This window comes from Microcoleus anatoxicus, assembly GCF_042465725.1.
Classification (GTDB): domain Bacteria; phylum Cyanobacteriota; class Cyanobacteriia; order Cyanobacteriales; family Microcoleaceae; genus Microcoleus; species Microcoleus anatoxicus.
On sequence record NZ_CP120853.1, the window covers coordinates 3138866 to 3159308 of the forward strand.

Genomic DNA, 20443 nt, shown 5'->3' on the forward strand with positions numbered 1-20443 from the left:
ACCAAATTTTATTAAATGTTGAAGTTGATTTTACAGATACTTGTCTGGCTGCGTGGGGGAAGTTTAAATTTGTTGCTCGTCGCAGGTACAATACTCATAGTCTGGGGTATTGTTTCGCCAGTGGGTACTATTATCTGGTGGCTTGGTCAAAATGCCGAGAGTTTGGGTTTAAAGAAAGCTCCGCCGGAAATATTGCCTTCTAACAATATTAATCTAGAAGAAAGTAAGTCTTCTCCTCTCAATTGTTATATTGTTTTTTTGCCAGGAGTAGGCGATTTTTCGGGGGACGAATTAACTCGTGGGGAAGCATTTTTTCTCAATAGTTTAGTGAAAAGTCATCCCCAGTGTGTCGCCGTGGGTGATATTTTTCCTTATTCAGCTTCTAACAAAAGTTTAGGAGGAGAAAGGCTGTTAGCACCTTTTTGGCGGTTTGCAGAACACGCAAAAAGTGGGCCGATAGCGGGCGATATATTCATCAAAATTCGCAATCTCTGGCGGTTTGCAATTTCTTTAGATTATCGCTACGGTCAGGCTTATAATCAGGGAATTGCCAATGTAATTATTGAGCGGATGAATGCTAAATATCCGATTTCACAGGCTCCTGAAAAACCTTTGAAAGTTATTTTAATTGGAACTAGCGGTGGGGCACAAGTTGCTCTGGGTGCTACTCACTATCTTAAACAATGGCTGAAGGGAGAAATTACTGTTGTTTCGGTTGGCGGTGTGTTTTCGGGAGAAAATGGTTTTGGAGATGCCGATCGCATTTTTCATTTTCGCGGTTCTCGCGACTCAATTGAGGATATTGGTGGTATAGTTTTTCCCAGTCGCTGGTACTGGTTTGTGGGTTCACCATTCAATCAAGCTCGTTTAGAAAATCGTTATGCAGAAGGTTTGAGTGGTCCTCATAAGCATGATGGTGATGATGGATATTTTGGAGAAAATCGGGTGGCTGGTGAGGAAAAATATGTAGATATAACGCTGGAAAAGATTAATCAGTTGCCTATCTGGCCATCCGATCTTAAATTTTAGATTTTAAATTTAAAAATTAAGATGTTGTTAGAAAGACATGGTTTTGAAGTGCAAATTCGGACTAATCAAGCTCCTGCGGAAAATTCTTGTCGCACTGCGGTGGATGTGTTGTTTCGATCGACTGCTAAAATTTATGGTGCGGGGGTTTTAGCTGTAGTGCTGACGGGGATGGGACAAGATGGACTTCACGGCTGCGAGGGTATTCGGGAGGTTGGGGGTCAAATTTTAGTTCAGGATCGGGCTAGTAGCGTAATTTGGGGTATGCCGGGAAGTGTGGCTAATTCTGGTTTAGCCGATCGAGTGTTATCCTTGGAAGCAATGGCTTGCGAAATTATCGATCGAGTAAAAAATCACCAATTACCAATAACCAATCACCAATCACCAATTATTAATAACCAATCACCAATAACCAATAACCAATTACCAATTACCAATTACCAATTACCAATTACCAATCAGAATGTCTAGACCAACATTATACATCGCCATCACTAATCATGGATTCGGCCATGCCGTCCGAGTCTCATCAGTAGCAGCAAAAATTCAAGAATTACATCCAGAAATTTTATTAATTATCGCCACAACAGCACCCCGTTGGTTGCTAGAATCATACATCACAGGTGATTTCATTCTCCGTCCCCGCGCTTTTGATGTTGGTGTCGTGCAGTCTGACAGTTTGAATATGGATTTAGATGCGACACTGGAAAAGTTGCAGGAAATTCGGAAAAAGCAAAATTCACTAATTGCTAGCGAAGTAAATTTTATTAAACAAAATCGGGTGGGTTTGATTCTGGCAGATATTCCACCTGTGATGACAAAGATTGCTAAGGCTGCTGGTGTTCCTTGCTGGATGATGAGCAATTTTGGTTGGGATTTTATTTATCGTGATTGGGGCGGGGAGTTTGACGAAATAGTCGATTGGATTGGTGAGTGCTTCGGAATGTGCGATCGCCTTTTTCGTCTCCCTTTGCACGAAAAAATGTCGTTTTTCCCCCACATAGAAGATGTTGGTTTCACAGGAGGCAATCCTCGGTATAGTAATGATAAAATTCGCGACTTATTCAGAATCGAAACATCCCTAGAAAATACTGTATTATTGACTTTTGGTGGACTCGGTTTGGAACATATCCCTTATCACAATTTACACAAATTTAGCGATCGCCAATTTATCACTTTTGATGCTGCTGCTCCTGATTTGCCAAATTTGATTAGAGTCAAGAGTCAGGAGTTTGCCAACTCTTTCCCGATTTTACCGCGTCCAGTTGATGTAATGCCTGTCTGCGGACGGGTGATTTCCAAACCGGGGTATAGCACTTTTTCGGAAGCTTTGCGTTTGTCCATACCTGTGGTTTCTATCATGAGAGAAGGTTTTGCAGAAGCTGATGTTTTACTCGAAGGGATGCAAAACTATGGTTCCCATCAAATTATCACTGCTGCGGAGTTTTTTGAGGGTGATTGGGAGTTTTTAGGAAAACCGATGCAGCCCCCGCGTTTGTCAGAAAAATTGGCGAGGAATGGTACGGAGGCGATCGCCCAAGCTGTTGTAGATTATTTTAAATAGCAAAAAAGTCAATCAAATAAAGCCAAGACAATTCGCTGCTTGTCAAACTTTCCTCTGCCTTCGCCGGCTGAAGATTATTGCACAATCCCAAATCCCCAATCTAAAATCCTATGACTCATTACCAACAGATATTCAAAATTAAAACTATCGGTAAGTCTTTGTGTAAAATTACCGAACAGGTAGAAAATGTGGTAGCGAATTCTGGTATTAACACAGGACTTTGTACCTTGTTTTTGCGCCATACTTCTGCTAGTTTACTGATACAGGAAAATGCAGACCCCGATGTACTCAAGGACTTAGCCAACTTTTTAGCTAAACTGGTACCGGAGGGTGCAAGCTATATTCACGATGCAGAAGGCCCCGACGATATGCCGGCTCACATTCGCACTGCATTGACTCATACTTCTGAACAAATCCCGATCGATCGCGGTAGGCTGCTGTTAGGAACTTGGCAGGGAATTTACCTGTGGGAACATCGTCAGCGGGGGCAGAATCGCGAACTGGTGGTTCATATCAGTGGTAACTGAAAGAGAGGGAATTAGGCATGGTGCATCGGGCATTGGTAATTGGTAATTGGTAGCCACTTACCAATAATATAAAATCCTCTCTTCATCGTCCTGTATTAAACTCTCTCTTCTCCTCTCTTCCTTCGCGTACTTCGCGCCTTCGCGGTTAAATCATTCCGATCGGAATTTGCACCTCGCTGATTTTCATTGCTTCCGGTGTCATCGGGGAGTTGTAAAAAAAACGTCGCGGAGGTCCGACTATTGAGTATTCTGGATGTTGTTGAAGCCAATTCTTGAGTTTTTGGAGGTTATTTTCGTAGCTTTCCCAAGTGTAAGCCCCGCCGACACCAATGCTAACAACCGTCATCGGTGGCGTATCGGTGACTGTGACAGCCGAGCTAAGGCTGCTGGGAGCGATATTTGGTGATGGGTAGAGGAAAGAAACTTGTACTTCGGGAACATCCATTTGCCCTGCAATTCCTGTGTAGCGGGCTTCTACGGGCGTTGTCATCGCAATTTGGTTATTGCTGATATGTTGGAATAAGGGATTGAAGGCAACCCCAGTAGCTTGTCGCACATCACCAGCGTGGGAGTAAGTGACAGCGCGGTACTGAGGATATTGCTTAACTTCTATAGTGCCAATCTCTGCGGGTTCAGGGAATCCACTGGGTAAATAAGCTGACATTGTTTGCGAGTTTATCCTTAACAAGTGGGAAAACTATTTTAGCATTTATCCCGCTCGATTTTGAGGATTGCACTTATAATTAATTTAGAGATTTGTTGATCAACCTCATATTAATACGATCGGGGATAAAAACTTAAATAATTCTTAATATAATTGTCAGTGAAAATTAATATTTTTCATGGGTTTGTAATTTTTTTCGGTACTATTTGGTTATTCTCTCAGGGGGGTGTAGCTTTTCAATTGTTTAGATTAGATGATGTTGAGGTAAATGATTAATTATACCGCTGTCCTGGAATAGTATATGAAAAAAATTTTAGTGATCGAGGACGATCGTGTGATTCGGGAGAATATTATCAAAATCCTCAAGTTTGAACGTTTTGATGCGATGGGGGCCGAAAATGGAATGCAGGGCTTATCTTTAGCGATGTCCAATCTGCCCGATGTGATTCTTTGCGACGTGATCATGCCGGAACTTAATGGTTATGGGGTGCTGATGGCCTTGCGAGCGAATCCTGCTACTGCCACAGTACCTTTTGTATTTCTGACTGGTAAAACCGATCGCGCTGAAATGCGGCAGGGCATGGAATTGGGAGCCGATGATTACCTGACTAAACCTTTTACTAAAGCTGAACTGGTAGGGGCGATCGCCAGTCGGTTGAAGAAACAAGAAGCCTTTGTCGAGCAATACAATAATTTACAAATACAAACCAAGGAGCATATCATAGAACAAGATGCCTCGGAAAAATTAATCATACTGAAAAAAAGCTTATACACTGCTTTAAGACGAGAAGAATTCCTGGTTTACTATCAGCCCCAGGTTAGTCTAACTACCGGGAAGATTGTCGGTGCAGAAGCTTTGGTGCGCTGGAAACACCCAGAAAAAGGATTGATTCCACCTACAGAATTTATTCCGATTGCTGAACAAACGGGCTTTATTATACCCTTGGGCGAGTGGATATTGCAGACAGCTTGCCAGCATTTAAAATCTTGGCAAAATGATGGTTTTTCTGGGTTGCGGGTGGCGGTTAATTTATCACCTCGTCAATTTCACCAACAGGAACTCAGCAGTAAAATTGCTGAAATTTTAGAAAAAATTGGTTTGGAACCAAGCAGTTTAGAATTAGAGTTAACTGAAAGTTTGATGGTAGAGGATACCGAAAGCGCGATCGCTACTTTGACACAATTAAAAAAATTGGGAGTTTCTATTTCTATTGACGATTTCGGAACAGGCTATTCTTCCTTAAGCTATCTGACACAATACCCCTTCGATACTTTAAAAATAGACCGCTCTTTTATTCGTAATATCACAGATGGTTCTCGAAATGCAGCGATTGTAAAAGCTATTATTGAAATGGCTCACAGTCTGTCTCTGGAAGTAATTGCCGAAGGTGTTGAAACGGAATCCGAAAAAGACTTTATCATGCGCTATCAATGCGATTATATGCAAGGATATTTGTTCAGTCGTCCTTTGCCGGCAACGGATTTTGAGCAGTTGCTGAAGGAAGGTAACTGACACTCCCCCTGCCCTAGGGCTGTTTCATTCTTGGTAGGGGCTGTGCCAAGAGTGCCGGCCAAGAACGCTGCCCAATGCGCATAAAATCGTCTTGGTAGAAATAGTAACCCGGAAAAATTTCACTGAAGAAATACTTGTGTGGTGCGCTAAATCAATTGTTGCCAAAAAGTACAAGGTAATCTAGCGTTAAACTCACCATACGCACCCTACAACTTAATTGAAGTGTGACAATTGCGTCCAGGAATATTTTAATTTATAGGGTTATTTTTCTGCCAAGATAGCGTTATTTTTGACACTTGATAAATCGTATTTTGTTGCGGCAAGCTGTGCCACCATTGCCGCACGAGACGAAACCTCAAGCTTACGGAATATTCGCTTCAAAGCTTGTTTCACTGAATTCTCAGTAATCCAAATTTCCCTCCCGATTTCTGCGTTGGTTCGTCCCAAAGCAACCAATTCGGCAATTTGCAATTCACGAGATGTTAATCGATCGCTCTTAAAAGCTTGTTGTGGCGATTCCCTACGGCATAGCTTCGCCTCGCGTACTGTGGCAGCCCAAACAGATAAGTGCAAACAAATTGCACTCAAATCGGCTAGATTTTGGGTATCAAAAGCGGGCATTGACTGTTCGCGAGTGCAGCCCACTGCGCCCACTAACTGAGCGCGATCGACGATCGGCCCCGCCATGACGTGCCAATGATCGGGGCGCGGACAAATCATTGTCCAAACCTTGGGTGATTTTGTCACCAAGGCTTCGTGCACGGGAGCATGACGCTCGACTAAATAACGTGCCACAGGATTGTGTTCGACAGATAACGCTACTTTGAGTAATTTCTGAAGATGGCGATCGGCTAAAAGCTGGTCGAAAAAAAAGATTCCGCATCGCTTAGTTGCAAAATACTCGCCGATTGCGGGCACAATTTGCGATCGCAGATCGTCTTCATCCTTCACCTGGTCGATTTCTTGAAATAAAAGCTGTAAGGGACTTTTCCTGGTCATGGTGTCAAAAAGAGTACCCGATCGAGGACTAGAAACATTGCAATACTCCAATTATATTACCCTTATAATCTCAAAAGCAACTGATGAGATTTACCTTACTCTATATTTCTTCAAGCCTTGTATCGCAGTCGCATATCGCGCACCTTATCGTCCAGCAACCATCAAAACAATCAAATTTGAGAGGTATAAATGACGCAAGACGCAATCTTCAGCCCCTTCTTTGCAACAGTGTTTCTGACACTCATAGTCTGGGTGTATATGTACATCCGCCGTATCAGTTTCATCACCAGTAGAAAGCTCAGCCAAAAGGAGCTTTCTGTACCGGGTACGCTGGCGCAGATATCGCCACCAAACGTATCCAATCCATCGGATAACCTCAAGAACTTGTTCGAGATTCCGATAATTTTCTATGCGCTTATCCTATATCTATTCATCACAAATCAGGTGGATGCAGTCTATGTAAATGTCGCGTGGATATTCGTTGTATTTCGCGCCTTGCATAGTGCTGTCCATTGCACGTTCAATCTCATCATCCTGCGGTTCTACCTCTACTTATTTTCCACGCTCGCGGTGTGGTTCATCGCGATCCGCGCAGCCCCGATCCACTTCGGCACGTAGGTACGCTATTACCATGGCTCGATCGCTCCTGGGATAGAAACAATTAAGCGTGTCTAGACGCTGCAATCAGGGGCGGTTAGAGTTGACGCAATCTGTCGAGCTTTTTTAACTCCTGTGACTGTTCTTGCAATCGAGTTTCGAGCTTCTGACACACAAGTTCGCATAAATCAAAAATCATCGGGTCAGTGATTTGATAGTAAACGCTGACTCCCTGCGGCTGCCGTTGAACGATGCCTGCTTGGGTCAAAATCTTGAGGTGCTTGGAAACATTGGCTTGCCCCAGCCCTGTTTCGTCAATGATTTCAGTCACATTTTTAGCACCACTCTTGAGCGCACACAGCACTTGCAGCCGACTCAGCTCTGATAAAACTTTGAAGTAATCGGCAAGCTGAGCGAGAGCGGAAACTGGGATTTGAGACATAAGCAGGAGTTTGTTGACTAGAGTTTTGACTTGACTTATTTACTATATTACTATATCGTAATATTACAAACAAATAGAGAGGAATGGCCATGCTGTTTCGTCAACTTTTTGACCGGGAAAGCAGTACCTTTACTTATCTGATAGCCGATCGGGATTCCGCAGAAGCCCTATTGGTCGATCCAGTCTTGGAACAGGTTGAGCGAGATCTTCAGTTGCTGAAAGAACTGGGTTTGACCTTGCGTTATTGCTTGGAAACTCATGTTCATGCCGATCACATTACGAGTGCATCTCAACTGCGCGAAGCAACAGGCTGTGTGAGTGTGGTTCCAGCCCAAGCACAGGTTAACTGTGCAGACCGTTTTATCCACCCAGGGGAAACGCTACAGGTTGGATTGGTTGCTGTGCAGGCGATCGCCACACCAGGACACACAGATAGCCATATGGCATACCTCGTCAATGGAACTCACTTGCTGACCGGCGATGCGTTATTTATCCGCGGTTGTGGACGCACTGATTTTCAAAGCGGGGACGCCGGAACCTTGTTTGATTCAGTCACTCAACGCTTATTCACCTTGCCTGACTCTACCTCAATCTATCCAGGACACGACTATCGCGGGCAAACTGTTTCTTCCATTGAGGAAGAAAAACGCTGGAACCCTCGGTTTGTGGGGCGCAGCCGGGATGAGTTTATTGAATTTATGAATGCACTAAATCTGCCCAATCCTCAAAAAATGATGGAAGCTGTGCCAGCGAATGAACGGTGTGGCAACCTAACTTCAATTTTAGCTTAAACCTTAGATCTATTTTATTTGGAGTAACACAATGACAATGACTAACGATGCTCAAATTCAAGAAATTGATGCTCAAACATTGAAACAATTGCTTGACGAAAACGCCGTAACTTTAGTGGATGTTCGGGAAGCTGCCGAATATGCAACTGAACGAATTCCCTGCGCAAAATTGCATCCACTTTCACAATTCAATCCCGATCGAGTACGACCGTCTGAAGGGAAAAAACTCGTTCTTTATTGTCAATCTGGAAATCGCTCTGCCAAAGCCGCCAGACAATGTTTAGACGCAGGATTCAATTCTGTGATTCATCTGCGTGGCGGAATTCCTACTTGGAAAAATGCAGGTTATCCGATTAAAAAAAGTCAAAATGCGCCGATTAGCTTGTTTCGACAGGTGCAGATTGTGGCTGGCTCATTGGTTGTACTGGGAACAGTTTTAGGGGTGTTTGTCTCACCTAATTTTTTACTTTTGAGTGGATTTGTGGGTGCTGGCTTAGTGTTTGCAGGAGTCACTAACACCTGTGCGATGGGAATGCTATTGGCAAAGTTACCTTATAACCAACAAGCCGGAAATAAACTATGATCTGGATAATTGGACATTTCCTGGCAGTTGGTATTGGTGTGAGTTTAGGCTTATTGGGCGGTGGTGGTTCTGTGTTAGCATTGCCTGTGCTGGTTTATGTGATGGGTGTTGCGCCCAAACCTGCGATCGCCATGACTTTGATTATTGTGGGGACTGTTAGCTTATTGGGCAGTATTCCCCATGCGCGGCGTGGCAATCTTAATTTCAAAACCGCAGTTATTTTTGGAACTGCGACCATGTTGGGGGCTTATTTCGGTGCAAGAATAGCGACGTTGCCGTTCATTACCAGCGCATTCCAGATGACTCTATTTGGACTGTCGATGTTGATTGCTGCCGGATTGATGATTTATCGCACCAGCAAGTCAAAGCCTGTATCTAGTCAGGATGAACTAGATGCTGTTGAGTATGTCAAACCTGTTTGTAAATACTGCTGGCTATGGCTGATGACTGAAGGGATTGCAGTAGGTGTTTTAACAGGATTGGTTGGTGTGGGGGGTGGATTTGCGATCGTCCCTGCTTTGGTGTTGTTGGGAAACATACCGATGCGACAGGCGATCGGAACTTCTCTGCTAATTATTGCGTGTAATTCTGTCGCAGGGCTGTTAGGTTATTTAGGGCATATTTCCCTAGACTGGAATCTCACGGTTTCATTCACATTTTTAGCTGGATGTGGGACAGTGATTGGAGCTTATCTTGCACAGTTTATTCCAGCGCCACAACTGCAAAAAAGTTTCGGTTACTTCTTGCTAGTAGTTGCCACATTTGTATTAGTCCAAAATCGTGATAGTTTACAAGGACTCAAAAAGTCATCTACTCAGCAGCAACCTCAAAACGCACTCTCTGACGGACGGGAGATTTCGGCTGGGATGCTGAGGTAATCTGTCGTCACTCATCTTAGCGACTCGCGATCGCCATTCAATTTACTGCGATCGCCCTTTTAGTTTCTAGCCCGATCGTTCTTTTTTGCGAGACATATAGATATCCTATAATTAAATTTGTTGGTGTCGTACTACGATGATTTCTATGCTACAAATTACAAGCTGAATACCGATCGACAGTAGCACATTACCATGAGAATTGACCGACTAGAAATCAAAAACTTCAAGAAATTTTCAGACTATACCCTTGACTTGCATCCCCAATTTACGTTGCTGGTTGGGGACAATGGCACAGGTAAAACGACGATCCTCGATGCTTTGGCGATCGCGGCTGGAATTTGGCTGGTCAACTCCCCCGACACAACCCTCAACAATAGCCGCCGTAACATTCTGCCCTCAGAAATTCGCTTAGAAGCGATCGAATCCGACACCATCACCCAATTTATACAACGAAAACCCGTTCAGATTAGGGCGATCGGCACGATTAACAGTCAGCCAGTCCAATGGCTCAGACAATTCAAAACTAACGGCTCTAGAACCTCCAACACAGAAGCCAAACAAGCTCTAGAAATTATCTCCACTTTATTTCAACAGATTGAAGCAGGCGCAAAAATTTGGCTACCCATCATCGCCTACTACGGAGCAGGTAGAGCTTGGCTACCCTCCAACCAACGCGACAAAGCAACTACCCACACTAGCCCCGCTCGCCGTTGGGATGCCTTCTATGACTGCTTTAAAGAACGGATTAGAATCGCCGATATCGATACTTGGTTCCAGAAAGAAGCGATCGCTTCGGTCAATCGACAGGGACAAATGCGCCCTGGTTACAAGGTGGTAAAATTGGCTATTTTGCGTTGTATTCCCAACGCCGATGACCTATGGTTTGACCCAGAGCGATCGGAAATTGTTGTTTCTATTCAAGGCAACCCCCAACCCTTTAGTAACCTTAGTGCTGGTCAAAAAATGATGGTAGGTCTAATCGCCGATATTGCTATCAAAATTGTCACTCAAAATGCCTCTTTCTTAACTGAAGAATCAGATAGATATAATCAAAGATTGCCTCTGATTTTGCAACAAACATCAGGGCTAGTTCTAATTGATGAAATAGATGTACATCTCCATCCAAAATGGCAACATCAAGTTGTGAATGACCTCACCAACACATTCCCCTCAATCCAGTTTGTTTGCACTTCCCATTCGCCACTTGTTATTGGTGAAGTTGAAGCAAGCTGTATTAGAGTCCTAGAACGTGATGAAGAAACTGGCAAAGTTATTTCTACCATTCCATTAGAATCTTATGGTCTTGATGCCAACCGAATACTAGAGGAGCAGATGGGAGCGTCAGAACGTAACAAAGAGGTAGCAGACAAGCTTCACGCTCTTTTTCAACTAATTGATGATGAAAATTTTGATGGCGCACGTCAAGCTATGATTCCCCTTGGTGAAAAAATTGGACACCAAGCTCCTGAGATTACTCAAGCTCGATCGCTGATTAAATTCTTAGAAGGTAATGAATGAGAAACATCCAGAAAAAGACCGAACCAACGTCCTTGACACAGCATCGGTGCAATACAAATACTGACTATGATAACTATGCCGAAAAACATGACCTGAGAGCAAGTCTAGTGAGCGAGCAAAGAGGAATTTGCTGTTACTGTATGCAACGGATTCGTCCTAACTCAGAAAACATGAAAATCGAACACTGGCAAAGCCAAGATATATACCCTCAGAGACAGCTAGAATACAATAATCTCCTTAAGAACTTCCGAATGAGCCTTTGAGAATGCGATCGAAGATGTCTTCTAATTATCTGGCTCAAACCCCATAATCTGAAACCCAGGGATCGAGCTTGAATTCTGCCGCTAAAAATTCAATAAAACAAACTATCTTTGCTGGATAAAAACGACTCCGACGATACACCCCATGAATTTGCAACGGAGTCGGCTGATAATCCTGCAACACAACCTTGATATCGCCCCGGTAAATCTCATCACCAAACATCCACACCGGCGCTACCGCAATCCCCAAACCCGATAACACTGCGGCTCGAATCGCCACAGAACTATTAGTTTGAAAACAGCCCCCCACCCGCACCTTAATAGTGCCATCTGTTCCTTGAAAATGCCACTCATTGCCCGTTGACAGATGAGTGTAAACAATACAATCATGATGCACTAAATCCTCCGGTTTTTTGGGTTCTCCCGCTTGCTCAAAATAGTCTGTTGTTGCTACTGTGACGCGGCGCGTCGTGCCGATGCGATGGCCAATTAGGGAACTATCCAGACGATTACCAATGCGGATTAACAGGTCTAAACCATCCTCTACAATGTCCACAAAATGATCTGCCATCATTAGATCTACCTTGACATCGGGATAGCGTTTCATAAATGCTCTTAAACGGGGAACAACCTGCATTTGCCCAAACAGCACGGGACAGCCCAATCGTAAAATTCCTGTGGCCTGTTCTTTCCCGGTTAAACTGGCCTCTGCTTCGGCAACGGTTTCCAAAATTTGCTGGCAATATTGATAGTATTTTTTACCTTCTTCGGTTAAATTCAAATTGGTAGTGGAACGAGTGAGTAATTGTACCCCCAAATATTTTTCGAGAGCGGCGATTTGCTTACTAATCGTCGGTTGCGTAGTCTTTTGTTCCCGCGCTACGGCAGAAAAGCTGTTCAATTCGATCGCCCGAACGAAACTTTGCATACAAGCAATTCGGTCCATACAGCACCTATTCCTAAATGGCATATAGCATATTCTATTTTGCCTGCTTCTCAAAGAAATTGAAATAGATCATGATAGTCTCATCAACCGTTCTCACCCCAAAAACATCAATGTTAAAACTCAAATCCCTCAGCCCTCTGTTTGCTCCCCTAGCCCTGGCTAGCGTTATTACTGCCGGAGATGTTGCTGTACATAGCTTTGTACCTCAATTGCAAAATAGCGCGATCGCCGCCCCGGAAATGACTGCTCAGCAAAAGATTGAGATGATTAGTAAAAACAAAGGACAAATTGGTAGTGGCGACCAATTGCGAAGATTTTTCTTTGGTGATTTATTGCCGTTAGGAGTACAACCCGGTGGAGCAGGCATGGTGGTCAATCTGTATAACAAAGCCAACGATGTTACCTTCTCCTACTGTGCAACCTACGACGTTGTTGTCGCTGTCAAACAAGGGAAAGTAGCAATGTTTTCACCAAATGAAGTGAAGTAATTTGCCTGTTCCCTTGCTGATTTTAAGTAAGGGAAAATTTCCTACATATATATTGGGAAATATCGTGAATTTACAACTGGAATTTCATAAATTTTACCAGGAATTCTTGGCAAGGTTTCCCCCGGAAAAAGCGGCGATTATGCAACGAGCAACTCAAGCATTAGCCAAGGAATTTAAAAATCGCAGAAGCTTAAGAATTGATGATGATGCCCCGGATTTTGTCCTCGAAAATACTGACGGTCAAAAGATTAGTCTGTACGAGCGATTAAATCAAGGAGCCGTTATTCTCTGTTTTTATTTTGGCAGTTGGTGTCCCTATTGTAATCTGGAATTACGGGCTTATCAGGGGCTATTACCCAAAATTCAGGCCTTGGGAGCTTCGGTTTTAGCCATTTCTCCCCAAACAATTGATGCTTCCCGAAAAACAGTCCTCAACAACGGACTTTCCTTTGATGTTCTGAGTGATGCGGGTTGCCAAATTGCTCGTGATTATGGTATTGTATTTCAAATTCCCCCTCCTCTTAAATTACTTTATACCGAATTGGGTCACGCTCTCCCAGATTACAATGGGACGGAAGATTGGCTGTTACCTGTTCCTGCCACTTTTATTATCGATCGCCATCGACATATTGCCCTAGCTCACATTGACGTGGATTATAGCAAGCGTTATGAACCCGCCGATGCGATCGCCATCTTATTGTCCCTGTTTGTGGCTGCTTAGCGATCGATAATTTTGATTGTCCCTAAATAGTGAATTAATGGATCTTTAACATGGAACTTCAAGATATCTTTGCATTATTACATCCGGCGATCGCCATTGTTGTCGTCTTTCCCTTAATCGGAATTGTGGTGAATCGCGCCTTCCTCACCCGTCAACGCCGCCTGCTTGTCGCCGACGGGGGAAAAACTAAAATTCCGCCCGTAGTAGGTTCCGAGCACGTAGCCATGGGTAATTGGTTGAGCGGCTCAGTGGTAGGGGTGGCTCTACTGGGAATGGCCTACCCCATTTTCTCCAAAATGCTCAGTAACGATACCATCACCAAAGAACCTTTTCGATTCTTTTTTGCGATCGCCATTTTCCTGTTAACCATTGCTTCTTTCGCACTACTATTTAAGGCAAGAGTTAAACTCTGGCGAGGTATATTTGCCACTTTTACGGGCATGGGATTGATGATTTTAGGGTTTCAACCAGAAATCTTTCGCCGCGATAATGAATGGTTTGTTTCCCATTATTACTACGGTATGATAGCCTCTTTATTGATGATTTTTTCAGTGGCGATCGTCCAAGATATTTATCAGGATAGAGAAAATCGCTGGCGCAGGGTTCATATCATTCTCAATTGTTTGGCTCTCCTGTTCTTTATCGGTCAGGGAATCACTGGTGCCAGAGATTTACTAGAAATTCCCCTCCATTGGCAATCACAGTATATCTATCAATGCGATTACACTAATAAAACCTGTCCTCAACCGAAATAAGCTAATTTTAAGGTTTAAAAAATTAGAGAAATCAAGAGCATGAAAGTTGCAAATAAATTACATCAATTTTTCATCCGAGTTCCTAGCCCAATGTATCTTGGCATTGCTGTTTTAATTTTTGCTGCTTCCAATTCGGTAACTCGTAAAATTGTGGAAATAGGGGAAAGTCATGCGATTAATGGCAGAAATCCTATTTCACTATGCAATGTTTTATTTGTAGGTAATATCTGTGCCTTGGGGTTGATGACTCTAATTTTTTATCAAGATTGGCAACGGCCGACTCTGAAAGCTCTGACTCGTAAAGATTGGATTAGTTTAACTATTACAGGTATTTTATCGGGGGCGATCGCTCCGGCGTTAATTTTTGCAGCCTTGGGACAGACTAATGTTACTAATATTGTGTTAATTGGGCGCATCGAACCAATTTTAACCCTGTTGTTGGGTGTTTTGCTGTTGGGTTCGCGGGTAGATTTTTGGGCAATTGCAGGCTCTCTGATTTCCTTGGCTGGGGTGATAGTGACTGCTGTTTTAGGGAGTTCAAGTCAGATGATGACGATGGGTGGATTTCAAATTGGCACCGGAGAAATTTTTGTGGCGATCGCTGCGATCGTTGGTTCCATTGCTACCGTCGTTGGTAAACTGCAATTACAATCGATTCCCTTGGGCATTTTTACGATTTATCGCAATATTCTGGGGACGGTATTTTTTTTCCTATTGGCTAATTTGCTTTACGGACCTCACCATTTTGCCGAAGTCTTATCACCTTTTCTGTGGCAATGGATGATTATCTATGCGGCGGTTATTGTCGTCACTGGTCAATTATGTTGGTTGGCTGGTCTAAAAAATGCGACTTCAACAGAACTTAATTTAGCTAGTTTATTGAACCCGATTGCAGCTATAATTATGGGCTATTTAATTTTAGGTGAAGCTCCTACTTTAGCTCAATATTTAGGGGGAAGTTTGTTGTTTGTCGGGATGATATTTGGTTTGGTAGGCAACTTACATCAAGCTAAAATAAATCGAGAATTAGTTGACCCCAATCCTCGCGATGCCATGGAAACCGCGATCGGTTTCCGGGGTGTTTAATATTTTAAGGAACAAGCTTTTTTATGAAACGTCGCTATTTCAACTTTGCTAGTATTACCTTCGTGTCAACAATCGCGATCGGCTGCACCAAAACCGCTGGCGATCGAGCTACGATCGCGTCATCCATCACTCCTGAAACCACGCCAACTCGGCCAACGACATCACCCACAACGGCTCAAGTCGCAAAAGTTCTAACTTCTGGCACTTTTGTCGATGGCGAACACCCCACCAAAGGCACTGCCCGCATTGTCCAGAAAGGGAATGAGCGCATTCTGGAACTCGATCGAGCATTTGAAACCTCAACCTCTGGTCCTGATTTGGTAGTCATTTTACACAAATCCCCCGATGTCATTGGCTCGACAGTTCCTCCCGCCTATCCCCTCAAAAAAGGTGACTATGTGTCGATCGCGCCACTCAAATCATACAGCGGTGCTCAAAGCTATGCGATTCCTGCCAGCATCAACTCAGAAGATTATGCTTCAGCGGCAATTTGGTGTCGTAAGTTCAATGCCACCTTTGGTGCTGCCACACTTCAGCGATCGAGTTCATAGCCCTTTGAAAAAGCCTTTTTATATCTATGAAATGGTTGACTCAATATCTTTATGCCATCAAATTAGATAAAACTATTCTGTCTATGCCAGTTTCACAATATTTAACAAACCCTTCGGCAGTGTTTAATTTTATACTTAATGCTACGGAGACCCATCGGCTCAGTCCTATTTTTGAGAAATCCAGAGATTTATATCACTCCATTAGCGAGGACAAGGGCAAATATCTGCGCACAGAGGGTGGCGAAAATTAGTCGATCGGGCTAGGATTCCTGCTATTTAAATCTGTTTCTAATTTTGATAACTCCATGAGGAGGCAAACACACATAAAAGATATATCATAATCTTAACCGGATCATTTCTTCCCAGATATGTTCTACTGTTCCAACCCCAGGTGTTCTAATCCTTTCAATCCAGACAACTGTAAATTTTGTCAAAGTTGCGGAGTTCAAGGCCTCACAGCTTTATTCAGAAACCGCTACCGCGTAATTCGACTTTTGGGCGAAGGGGGATTTGGCAGAACTTATGAAGCAGTAGATACAGACCGCATGGACGACCCTTGCGTAATTAAGCAGTTTATGCCACAATTTCATGGAACCTCTGCCATTGAAAAAGCAACAGAACTGTTTCAGCAAGAAGCAAAACGACTTTACGAACTAGGCGAACATCCCCAAATTCCTAGATTAATTGCTTATTTTGAACAAGACCAGCGACTTTATTTGGTACAAGAGTTAATAGAAGGGCAAAATTTACTCGCCGAATTAACTCAACAGGGCGTTTTTAATGAAGAAAAAATTTGGCAGTTACTAGCAGATTTACTACCAGTTCTTAAATTTGTTCACGATCGCAATGTGATTCACCGAGATATAAAACTTGAGAATATCATCCGCCGTCGCACCTCCCTTAACTCAGCTATACCAAAAACTAGAACGTTGCGCAATTCAGCTTTCCGAAAGGGAGGGCGCGGAGATTTAGTTCTGATCGATTTTGGTGTTTCTAAACAGGTAACAGGATCGCTGATGAGTAAATCTGGTACCACAGTGGGGACTCGCGGATATTCACCGATGGAACAAATGCGGGGTCAAGTTTTTCCGGGCAGTGACTTGTACAGCTTGGGGATAACTTGCTTGCGCTTGCTAACTAACTGTTTGCCACAAGTTGACGGTTGTGATGAGCTTTATGACCCGACTAAAGGCATTGATAACTGGAGAAAAAAATTACCACCCCACACCAGTTTAAGTCGAAAATTGGGAGAAGTATTAGATAAATTAATTCAAGATTATCTCATAAATAGGTATCAATCTGCTGATGAAGTAATCAAAGCTTTAAATCTTTATTCCTTACCACCCCAACCTCCTCTGCCCCAATCAGCAGGTAAACTTGCTCTCAATTCTGAACAAAAAATAGGGGGGTCACTTGTTGTCCAAAATCCTGAGATTAGCCCCACGCAACTTCCTAGCAATGTGGATCTTGAAAACCAGGAAAAATTTAATAGCAGTGTCGCCGTTACCCAGGGGAAGAAAAATGTCAATTTCCCAAAAAACACCTTTGAATTTGAGTGGGTAACGCTAGACAAAGGGGGTCATCAAACTCATATTAAAGTAGGAAAAGCTGATTCTTTTGAAGAACTTATTGGCAGTGGCAGAGTGATAGAAATGGTGTCAGTTCCTAGCGGTAATTTCCTGATAGGTTCTGCAAGTAATGAAGGAGATAGTGATGAAAAACCTCAGCAACAAGTGACTTTAGCACCTTTCTATATTGGCAAATTTCCAGTCACTCAGGCCCAGTGGGCGGTAGTGGCGGCACTGTCGGAAATTAAAATATTCCTCAATCCCGATCCTTCCCGTTTTAAAGGCGTAAATCGACCTGTAGAAAATATATCTTGGTACGAGGCTGTGGAGTTCTGTGCTAGACTTGCTCGAAAAACTGGTAAGAATTATCATTTACCTAGCGAGGCCCAATGGGAATATGCTTGTCGGGGGGAAACTATGACGGCTTTTCACTTTGGAGAAACGATTACAACTGACTTGGCAAATTACAACGGTACTTCTAACTATGCTGAAGCACCAAAGGGAATTTATCGAGCTCAAACAACTGATGTTGGTAGTTTTAAACCTAATGCTTTTGGATTGTACGATTTCCACGGAAATGTTTGGGAATGGTGCGCGGATTTTTGGCATAGTAATTACAATGGTGCACCTACCGATGGTCGTGTTTGGGACTATCGTGGTGACGAGTCGCTGAGGGTATTGCGTGGCGGTTCTTGGAACGATCATGCTCCGAATTGTCGCAGCGCCTGTCGCCTCAGATATCAACCTGATTGTAGGGCTAGTATTGTGGGCTTTCGAGTTGCTCTTGGATAAAATTTCCATGAATCAACTTCCAATTTCCCATCATTGAGGATTTGATGCGCGGCAGTATTAAATTAAAGTTTGGACTTAGCTATTTGGGAAGTGGGAATTGTGATAATAAACCGACTACCTTTGCCCAATTCTGATTCACAGCGTAGTGTACCCCTATGCCTATCAGTAATTATCTGATAGCTAATGGATAATCCCAAACCAGTTCCCTTACCCACTGGTTTTGTGGTAAAAAATGGGTCGAATAATCGCTGCTGTACTGATGGAGGCACTCCTAAACCATTATCACCAATTTCAATCACTACTTGTTGACGATCGCACAAACTGGTACGAATTGTAATACAACCTTGGAAATTATCTACTTTCGTATACGCCTCTTCTAAAGCATCGATGGCATTGCTCAGAATATTCATAAACACTTGATTTAGTTGTCCGGCGTAACACTCGATCCGAGGTAGATTACCATAGTCTTTAATCACCTCAATACTTAGCCGCTCCGACTTAGTTTTCAAACGGTTCTGCAAAATCATCAAAGTGCTATCCATGCCCTCATGGATATTAACATTCTTAATCTCGGCTTCATCCATCCGAGAAAAAGTTCGTAACGATGTGACAATTCCCTGAATTCGCTTAGCCCCAAATCCCATAGATTCCAAAATTTTGGGCAAATCTTCAATCATAAAATCGATATCGCTGTCTTCCGATTCTTCCCAGGTTTCAGGATGGGTGTCTCTATCGTGCAGTCGATATAGCTGAAGTAGTCTTAACAATTCCTGAGTGTATTCGGTGGCATGAATGACATTGCCGTAGATGAAATTCACTGGATTGTTAATTTCATGGGCGATTCCGGCAACCAATTGTCCAAGACTTGACATTTTTTCACTTTGAACTAATCGGGTTTGGGCCTGCTGGAGATTGTGTAGCACCTTTTCTAAATCAGCAGTCCGCGCTGCCACTCTAGCTTCTAATTCTTCATTCAGAAATTGTAGTGCTTCTTTTGTTTGTTTACAATGAGTGATGTCATTACGAATTGCCACATATTGATAAGGATTGCCTGCTGCATTCAGGAAAGGGACGATGGTGGTGTCTACCCAATAATAAGTTCCATCTTTAGCCCGGTTTTTGATTTCTCCTTTCCAGACTTCGCCACTAGCGATAGTTTGCCACATTTCGCTAAAAAATTCTTTGGGATGATATCCTGAATTAATAATGCGGTGAGTTTTTCCCAATAGTTCGGCTCGCGAGTATTGAGAAATTTCGCAAAACTTGTCATTGATGTAGGTAATCTTACCTTGGCGATCGGTAATAGCGACGATAGAGGATTGATCCAGGGCAAACTTTACATCTGCAAGTTCCTTGAGTGTTCGCTGTAAAGAGTTGTCAGTATATTCTCCTGAATCAAAAATTTTCCGAGGGCATTTTTCTGCATTGTGTTTAATGTGGGTTACTTCGTCAAAATCTACTCGGATTGCAGCCGGTTCAAATTTTATGCCCAAAGCGGTACTAATTTCGATGATTTCTAGAAAACTCGCACATTGATAATCTGTGTCCTCATGCTGTTTAATGATTTCTTCATCAATTTCTAGTCTATCTGCCAGTTCTTTTTGACTGATTTTTGATGCTATGCGAGCTTTAATTAAAGCATCTGGTAGTTTTTTTAAACTTTCAATGTTGATTTGAAGTGGCTGTTTTTTGTCGCAATTAATCAGTTTTTCATACTCGCTTATTTCTAAGTTTAATTTGTCAATTTTAGTCTGGTAAGATTCTTTGGGCAGTTTCCAGATTTCGCCTTCTGATTTCAAAGCTTCATTACTATCAAATTCTGTGATAAACTGCTGAAATTGTCGCAACCAATCTAAGGATTGCTGGTATTGTTGATGATTTTTGATAGTCATAGGTCACACAATTGTAAAGTTATAGCAATAATCGGTGGTGTATTATTTATTATTGTATCAATTTTATAAAATTTTATGTAAACTTTATATAAATAATTACGTTCTTTTGTTGACCGCGACTCCGATCGCACTCCTTGACATCAGACGATCGCCTCAGTGATACGATCGATCGGGCGAGCCAATCTCTCTATCCCCCTAACAGCCCTTTACCTCAGCGGTGATTTTCCTCAGTCCGCCTAACCTTTTGTTGGTTTTAGTCCTAGTCATGGACGATCCCTAAGC

At 42.9% G+C, this 20443-nt stretch carries 21 protein-coding genes; 16 read left to right on the forward strand and 5 right to left on the reverse strand.

The genetic code is table 11. The features are described from left to right. Positions 1–15 precede the first annotated feature (15 nt). The 4 genes from P2A85_RS13450 to P2A85_RS13465 all read left to right on the forward strand — a co-directional run bounded on the left by P2A85_RS13450 (position 16) and on the right by P2A85_RS13465 (position 3117). Complete coding sequence (locus P2A85_RS13450; RefSeq protein ID WP_377480833.1) at positions 16–1029, forward strand: hypothetical protein; 1014 nt, start codon at positions 16–18, stop codon at positions 1027–1029. A gap of 21 nt (positions 1030–1050) precedes the next feature. Beyond that, positions 1051–1497, forward strand: a complete 447-nt coding sequence (locus tag P2A85_RS13455) for a CheB methylesterase domain-containing protein (protein ID WP_377480835.1) — start codon at positions 1051–1053, stop codon at positions 1495–1497. After that, complete coding sequence (locus P2A85_RS13460) at positions 1490–2590, forward strand: glycosyl transferase (protein ID WP_377480838.1); 1101 nt, start codon at positions 1490–1492, stop codon at positions 2588–2590. Before P2A85_RS13455 ends, P2A85_RS13460 begins: the two co-directional genes overlap by 8 nt. Before the next feature lie 110 nt (positions 2591–2700). Beyond that, on the forward strand, positions 2701–3117 hold the full coding sequence (locus P2A85_RS13465; RefSeq protein ID WP_377480840.1) for a secondary thiamine-phosphate synthase enzyme YjbQ: 417 nt from the start codon (positions 2701–2703) through the stop codon (positions 3115–3117). Between the two features lie 145 nt (positions 3118–3262). Here the strand turns inward: P2A85_RS13465 and P2A85_RS13470 are convergent, their stop codons facing one another. Further along, the gene (locus P2A85_RS13470) at positions 3263–3781 is read right to left on the reverse strand and encodes a heme-binding protein (RefSeq protein ID WP_340522525.1); all 519 of its coding nucleotides are present in this window, start codon (positions 3779–3781) and stop codon (positions 3263–3265) included. A 301-nt stretch (positions 3782–4082) separates the two neighbouring features. On the opposite strand from P2A85_RS13470, the gene P2A85_RS13475 reads away from it, so the two are divergent. Then, entirely contained in the window at positions 4083–5294 is a 1212-nt protein-coding gene (locus P2A85_RS13475) for an EAL domain-containing protein (RefSeq protein WP_377480843.1), read from the forward strand. A gap of 261 nt (positions 5295–5555) precedes the next feature. On the opposite strand, the gene P2A85_RS13480 is transcribed toward P2A85_RS13475, so the two are convergent. Further along, positions 5556–6293, reverse strand: coding sequence for a LuxR C-terminal-related transcriptional regulator (locus P2A85_RS13480; protein ID WP_377480846.1), 738 nt, complete (start codon positions 6291–6293; stop codon positions 5556–5558). A gap of 189 nt (positions 6294–6482) precedes the next feature. Between P2A85_RS13480 and P2A85_RS13485 the strand changes: the two genes are divergently transcribed. Beyond that, positions 6483–6911 (forward strand): MAPEG family protein, encoded by a 429-nt coding sequence (locus P2A85_RS13485; RefSeq protein WP_377480849.1) that lies wholly within the window; start codon positions 6483–6485, stop codon positions 6909–6911. Between the two features lie 76 nt (positions 6912–6987). On the opposite strand, the gene P2A85_RS13490 is transcribed toward P2A85_RS13485, so the two are convergent. After that, positions 6988–7332 carry an ArsR/SmtB family transcription factor gene (locus P2A85_RS13490; RefSeq protein WP_377480852.1) on the reverse strand — a complete coding sequence of 115 codons (345 nt, stop codon included), beginning with the start codon at positions 7330–7332 and terminating at the stop codon, positions 6988–6990. Between the two features lie 89 nt (positions 7333–7421). Here P2A85_RS13490 and P2A85_RS13495 point away from each other — a divergent pair, with 89 nt between their 5' ends. From P2A85_RS13495 to P2A85_RS13510, 4 genes are all read left to right on the forward strand, one after another. Continuing rightward, positions 7422–8123, forward strand: a complete 702-nt coding sequence (locus P2A85_RS13495) for an MBL fold metallo-hydrolase (RefSeq protein WP_377480855.1) — start codon at positions 7422–7424, stop codon at positions 8121–8123. 31 nt (positions 8124–8154) lie between these two features. Further along, positions 8155–8706 carry a rhodanese-like domain-containing protein gene (locus P2A85_RS13500; RefSeq protein WP_377480858.1) on the forward strand — a complete coding sequence of 184 codons (552 nt, stop codon included), beginning with the start codon at positions 8155–8157 and terminating at the stop codon, positions 8704–8706. Continuing rightward, positions 8703–9584, forward strand: coding sequence for a sulfite exporter TauE/SafE family protein (locus P2A85_RS13505; protein ID WP_377480860.1), 882 nt, complete (start codon positions 8703–8705; stop codon positions 9582–9584). The genes P2A85_RS13500 and P2A85_RS13505 overlap by 4 nt, the downstream gene beginning before the upstream one ends. Before the next feature lie 192 nt (positions 9585–9776). Continuing rightward, the gene (locus P2A85_RS13510; protein WP_377480862.1) at positions 9777–11102 is read left to right on the forward strand and encodes an AAA family ATPase; all 1326 of its coding nucleotides are present in this window, start codon (positions 9777–9779) and stop codon (positions 11100–11102) included. 297 nt (positions 11103–11399) lie between these two features. On the opposite strand, the gene P2A85_RS13515 is transcribed toward P2A85_RS13510, so the two are convergent. Continuing rightward, a complete protein-coding gene (locus P2A85_RS13515) occupies positions 11400–12290 on the reverse strand; it encodes a LysR family transcriptional regulator (RefSeq protein ID WP_377480865.1) in 891 nt (296 codons plus the stop codon). Between the two features lie 128 nt (positions 12291–12418). On the opposite strand from P2A85_RS13515, the gene P2A85_RS13520 reads away from it, so the two are divergent. The 6 genes from P2A85_RS13520 (at position 12419) to P2A85_RS13545 (ending at position 18269) form a co-directional block, all read left to right on the forward strand. Next, entirely contained in the window at positions 12419–12796 is a 378-nt protein-coding gene (locus P2A85_RS13520) for a hypothetical protein (protein WP_340522505.1), read from the forward strand. A gap of 64 nt (positions 12797–12860) precedes the next feature. Next, the gene (locus P2A85_RS13525) at positions 12861–13517 is read left to right on the forward strand and encodes a peroxiredoxin-like family protein (RefSeq protein WP_377480868.1); all 657 of its coding nucleotides are present in this window, start codon (positions 12861–12863) and stop codon (positions 13515–13517) included. A gap of 50 nt (positions 13518–13567) precedes the next feature. Then, complete coding sequence (locus P2A85_RS13530; RefSeq protein ID WP_377480871.1) at positions 13568–14272, forward strand: DUF4079 domain-containing protein; 705 nt, start codon at positions 13568–13570, stop codon at positions 14270–14272. 39 nt (positions 14273–14311) lie between these two features. Then, entirely contained in the window at positions 14312–15358 is a 1047-nt protein-coding gene (locus tag P2A85_RS13535; RefSeq protein ID WP_377480874.1) for a DMT family transporter, read from the forward strand. A 23-nt stretch (positions 15359–15381) separates the two neighbouring features. After that, positions 15382–15909: a DM13 domain-containing protein gene (locus tag P2A85_RS13540; RefSeq protein ID WP_377480877.1), complete on the forward strand. Its 528-nt coding sequence runs from the start codon at positions 15382–15384 to the stop codon at positions 15907–15909. Between the two features lie 368 nt (positions 15910–16277). Further along, on the forward strand, positions 16278–18269 hold the full coding sequence (locus P2A85_RS13545; RefSeq protein WP_377480880.1) for an SUMF1/EgtB/PvdO family nonheme iron enzyme: 1992 nt from the start codon (positions 16278–16280) through the stop codon (positions 18267–18269). A gap of 62 nt (positions 18270–18331) precedes the next feature. On the opposite strand, the gene P2A85_RS13550 is transcribed toward P2A85_RS13545, so the two are convergent. Then, complete coding sequence (locus P2A85_RS13550; protein ID WP_377480883.1) at positions 18332–20161, reverse strand: ATP-binding protein; 1830 nt, start codon at positions 20159–20161, stop codon at positions 18332–18334. Positions 20162–20443: the final 282 nt, after the last annotated feature.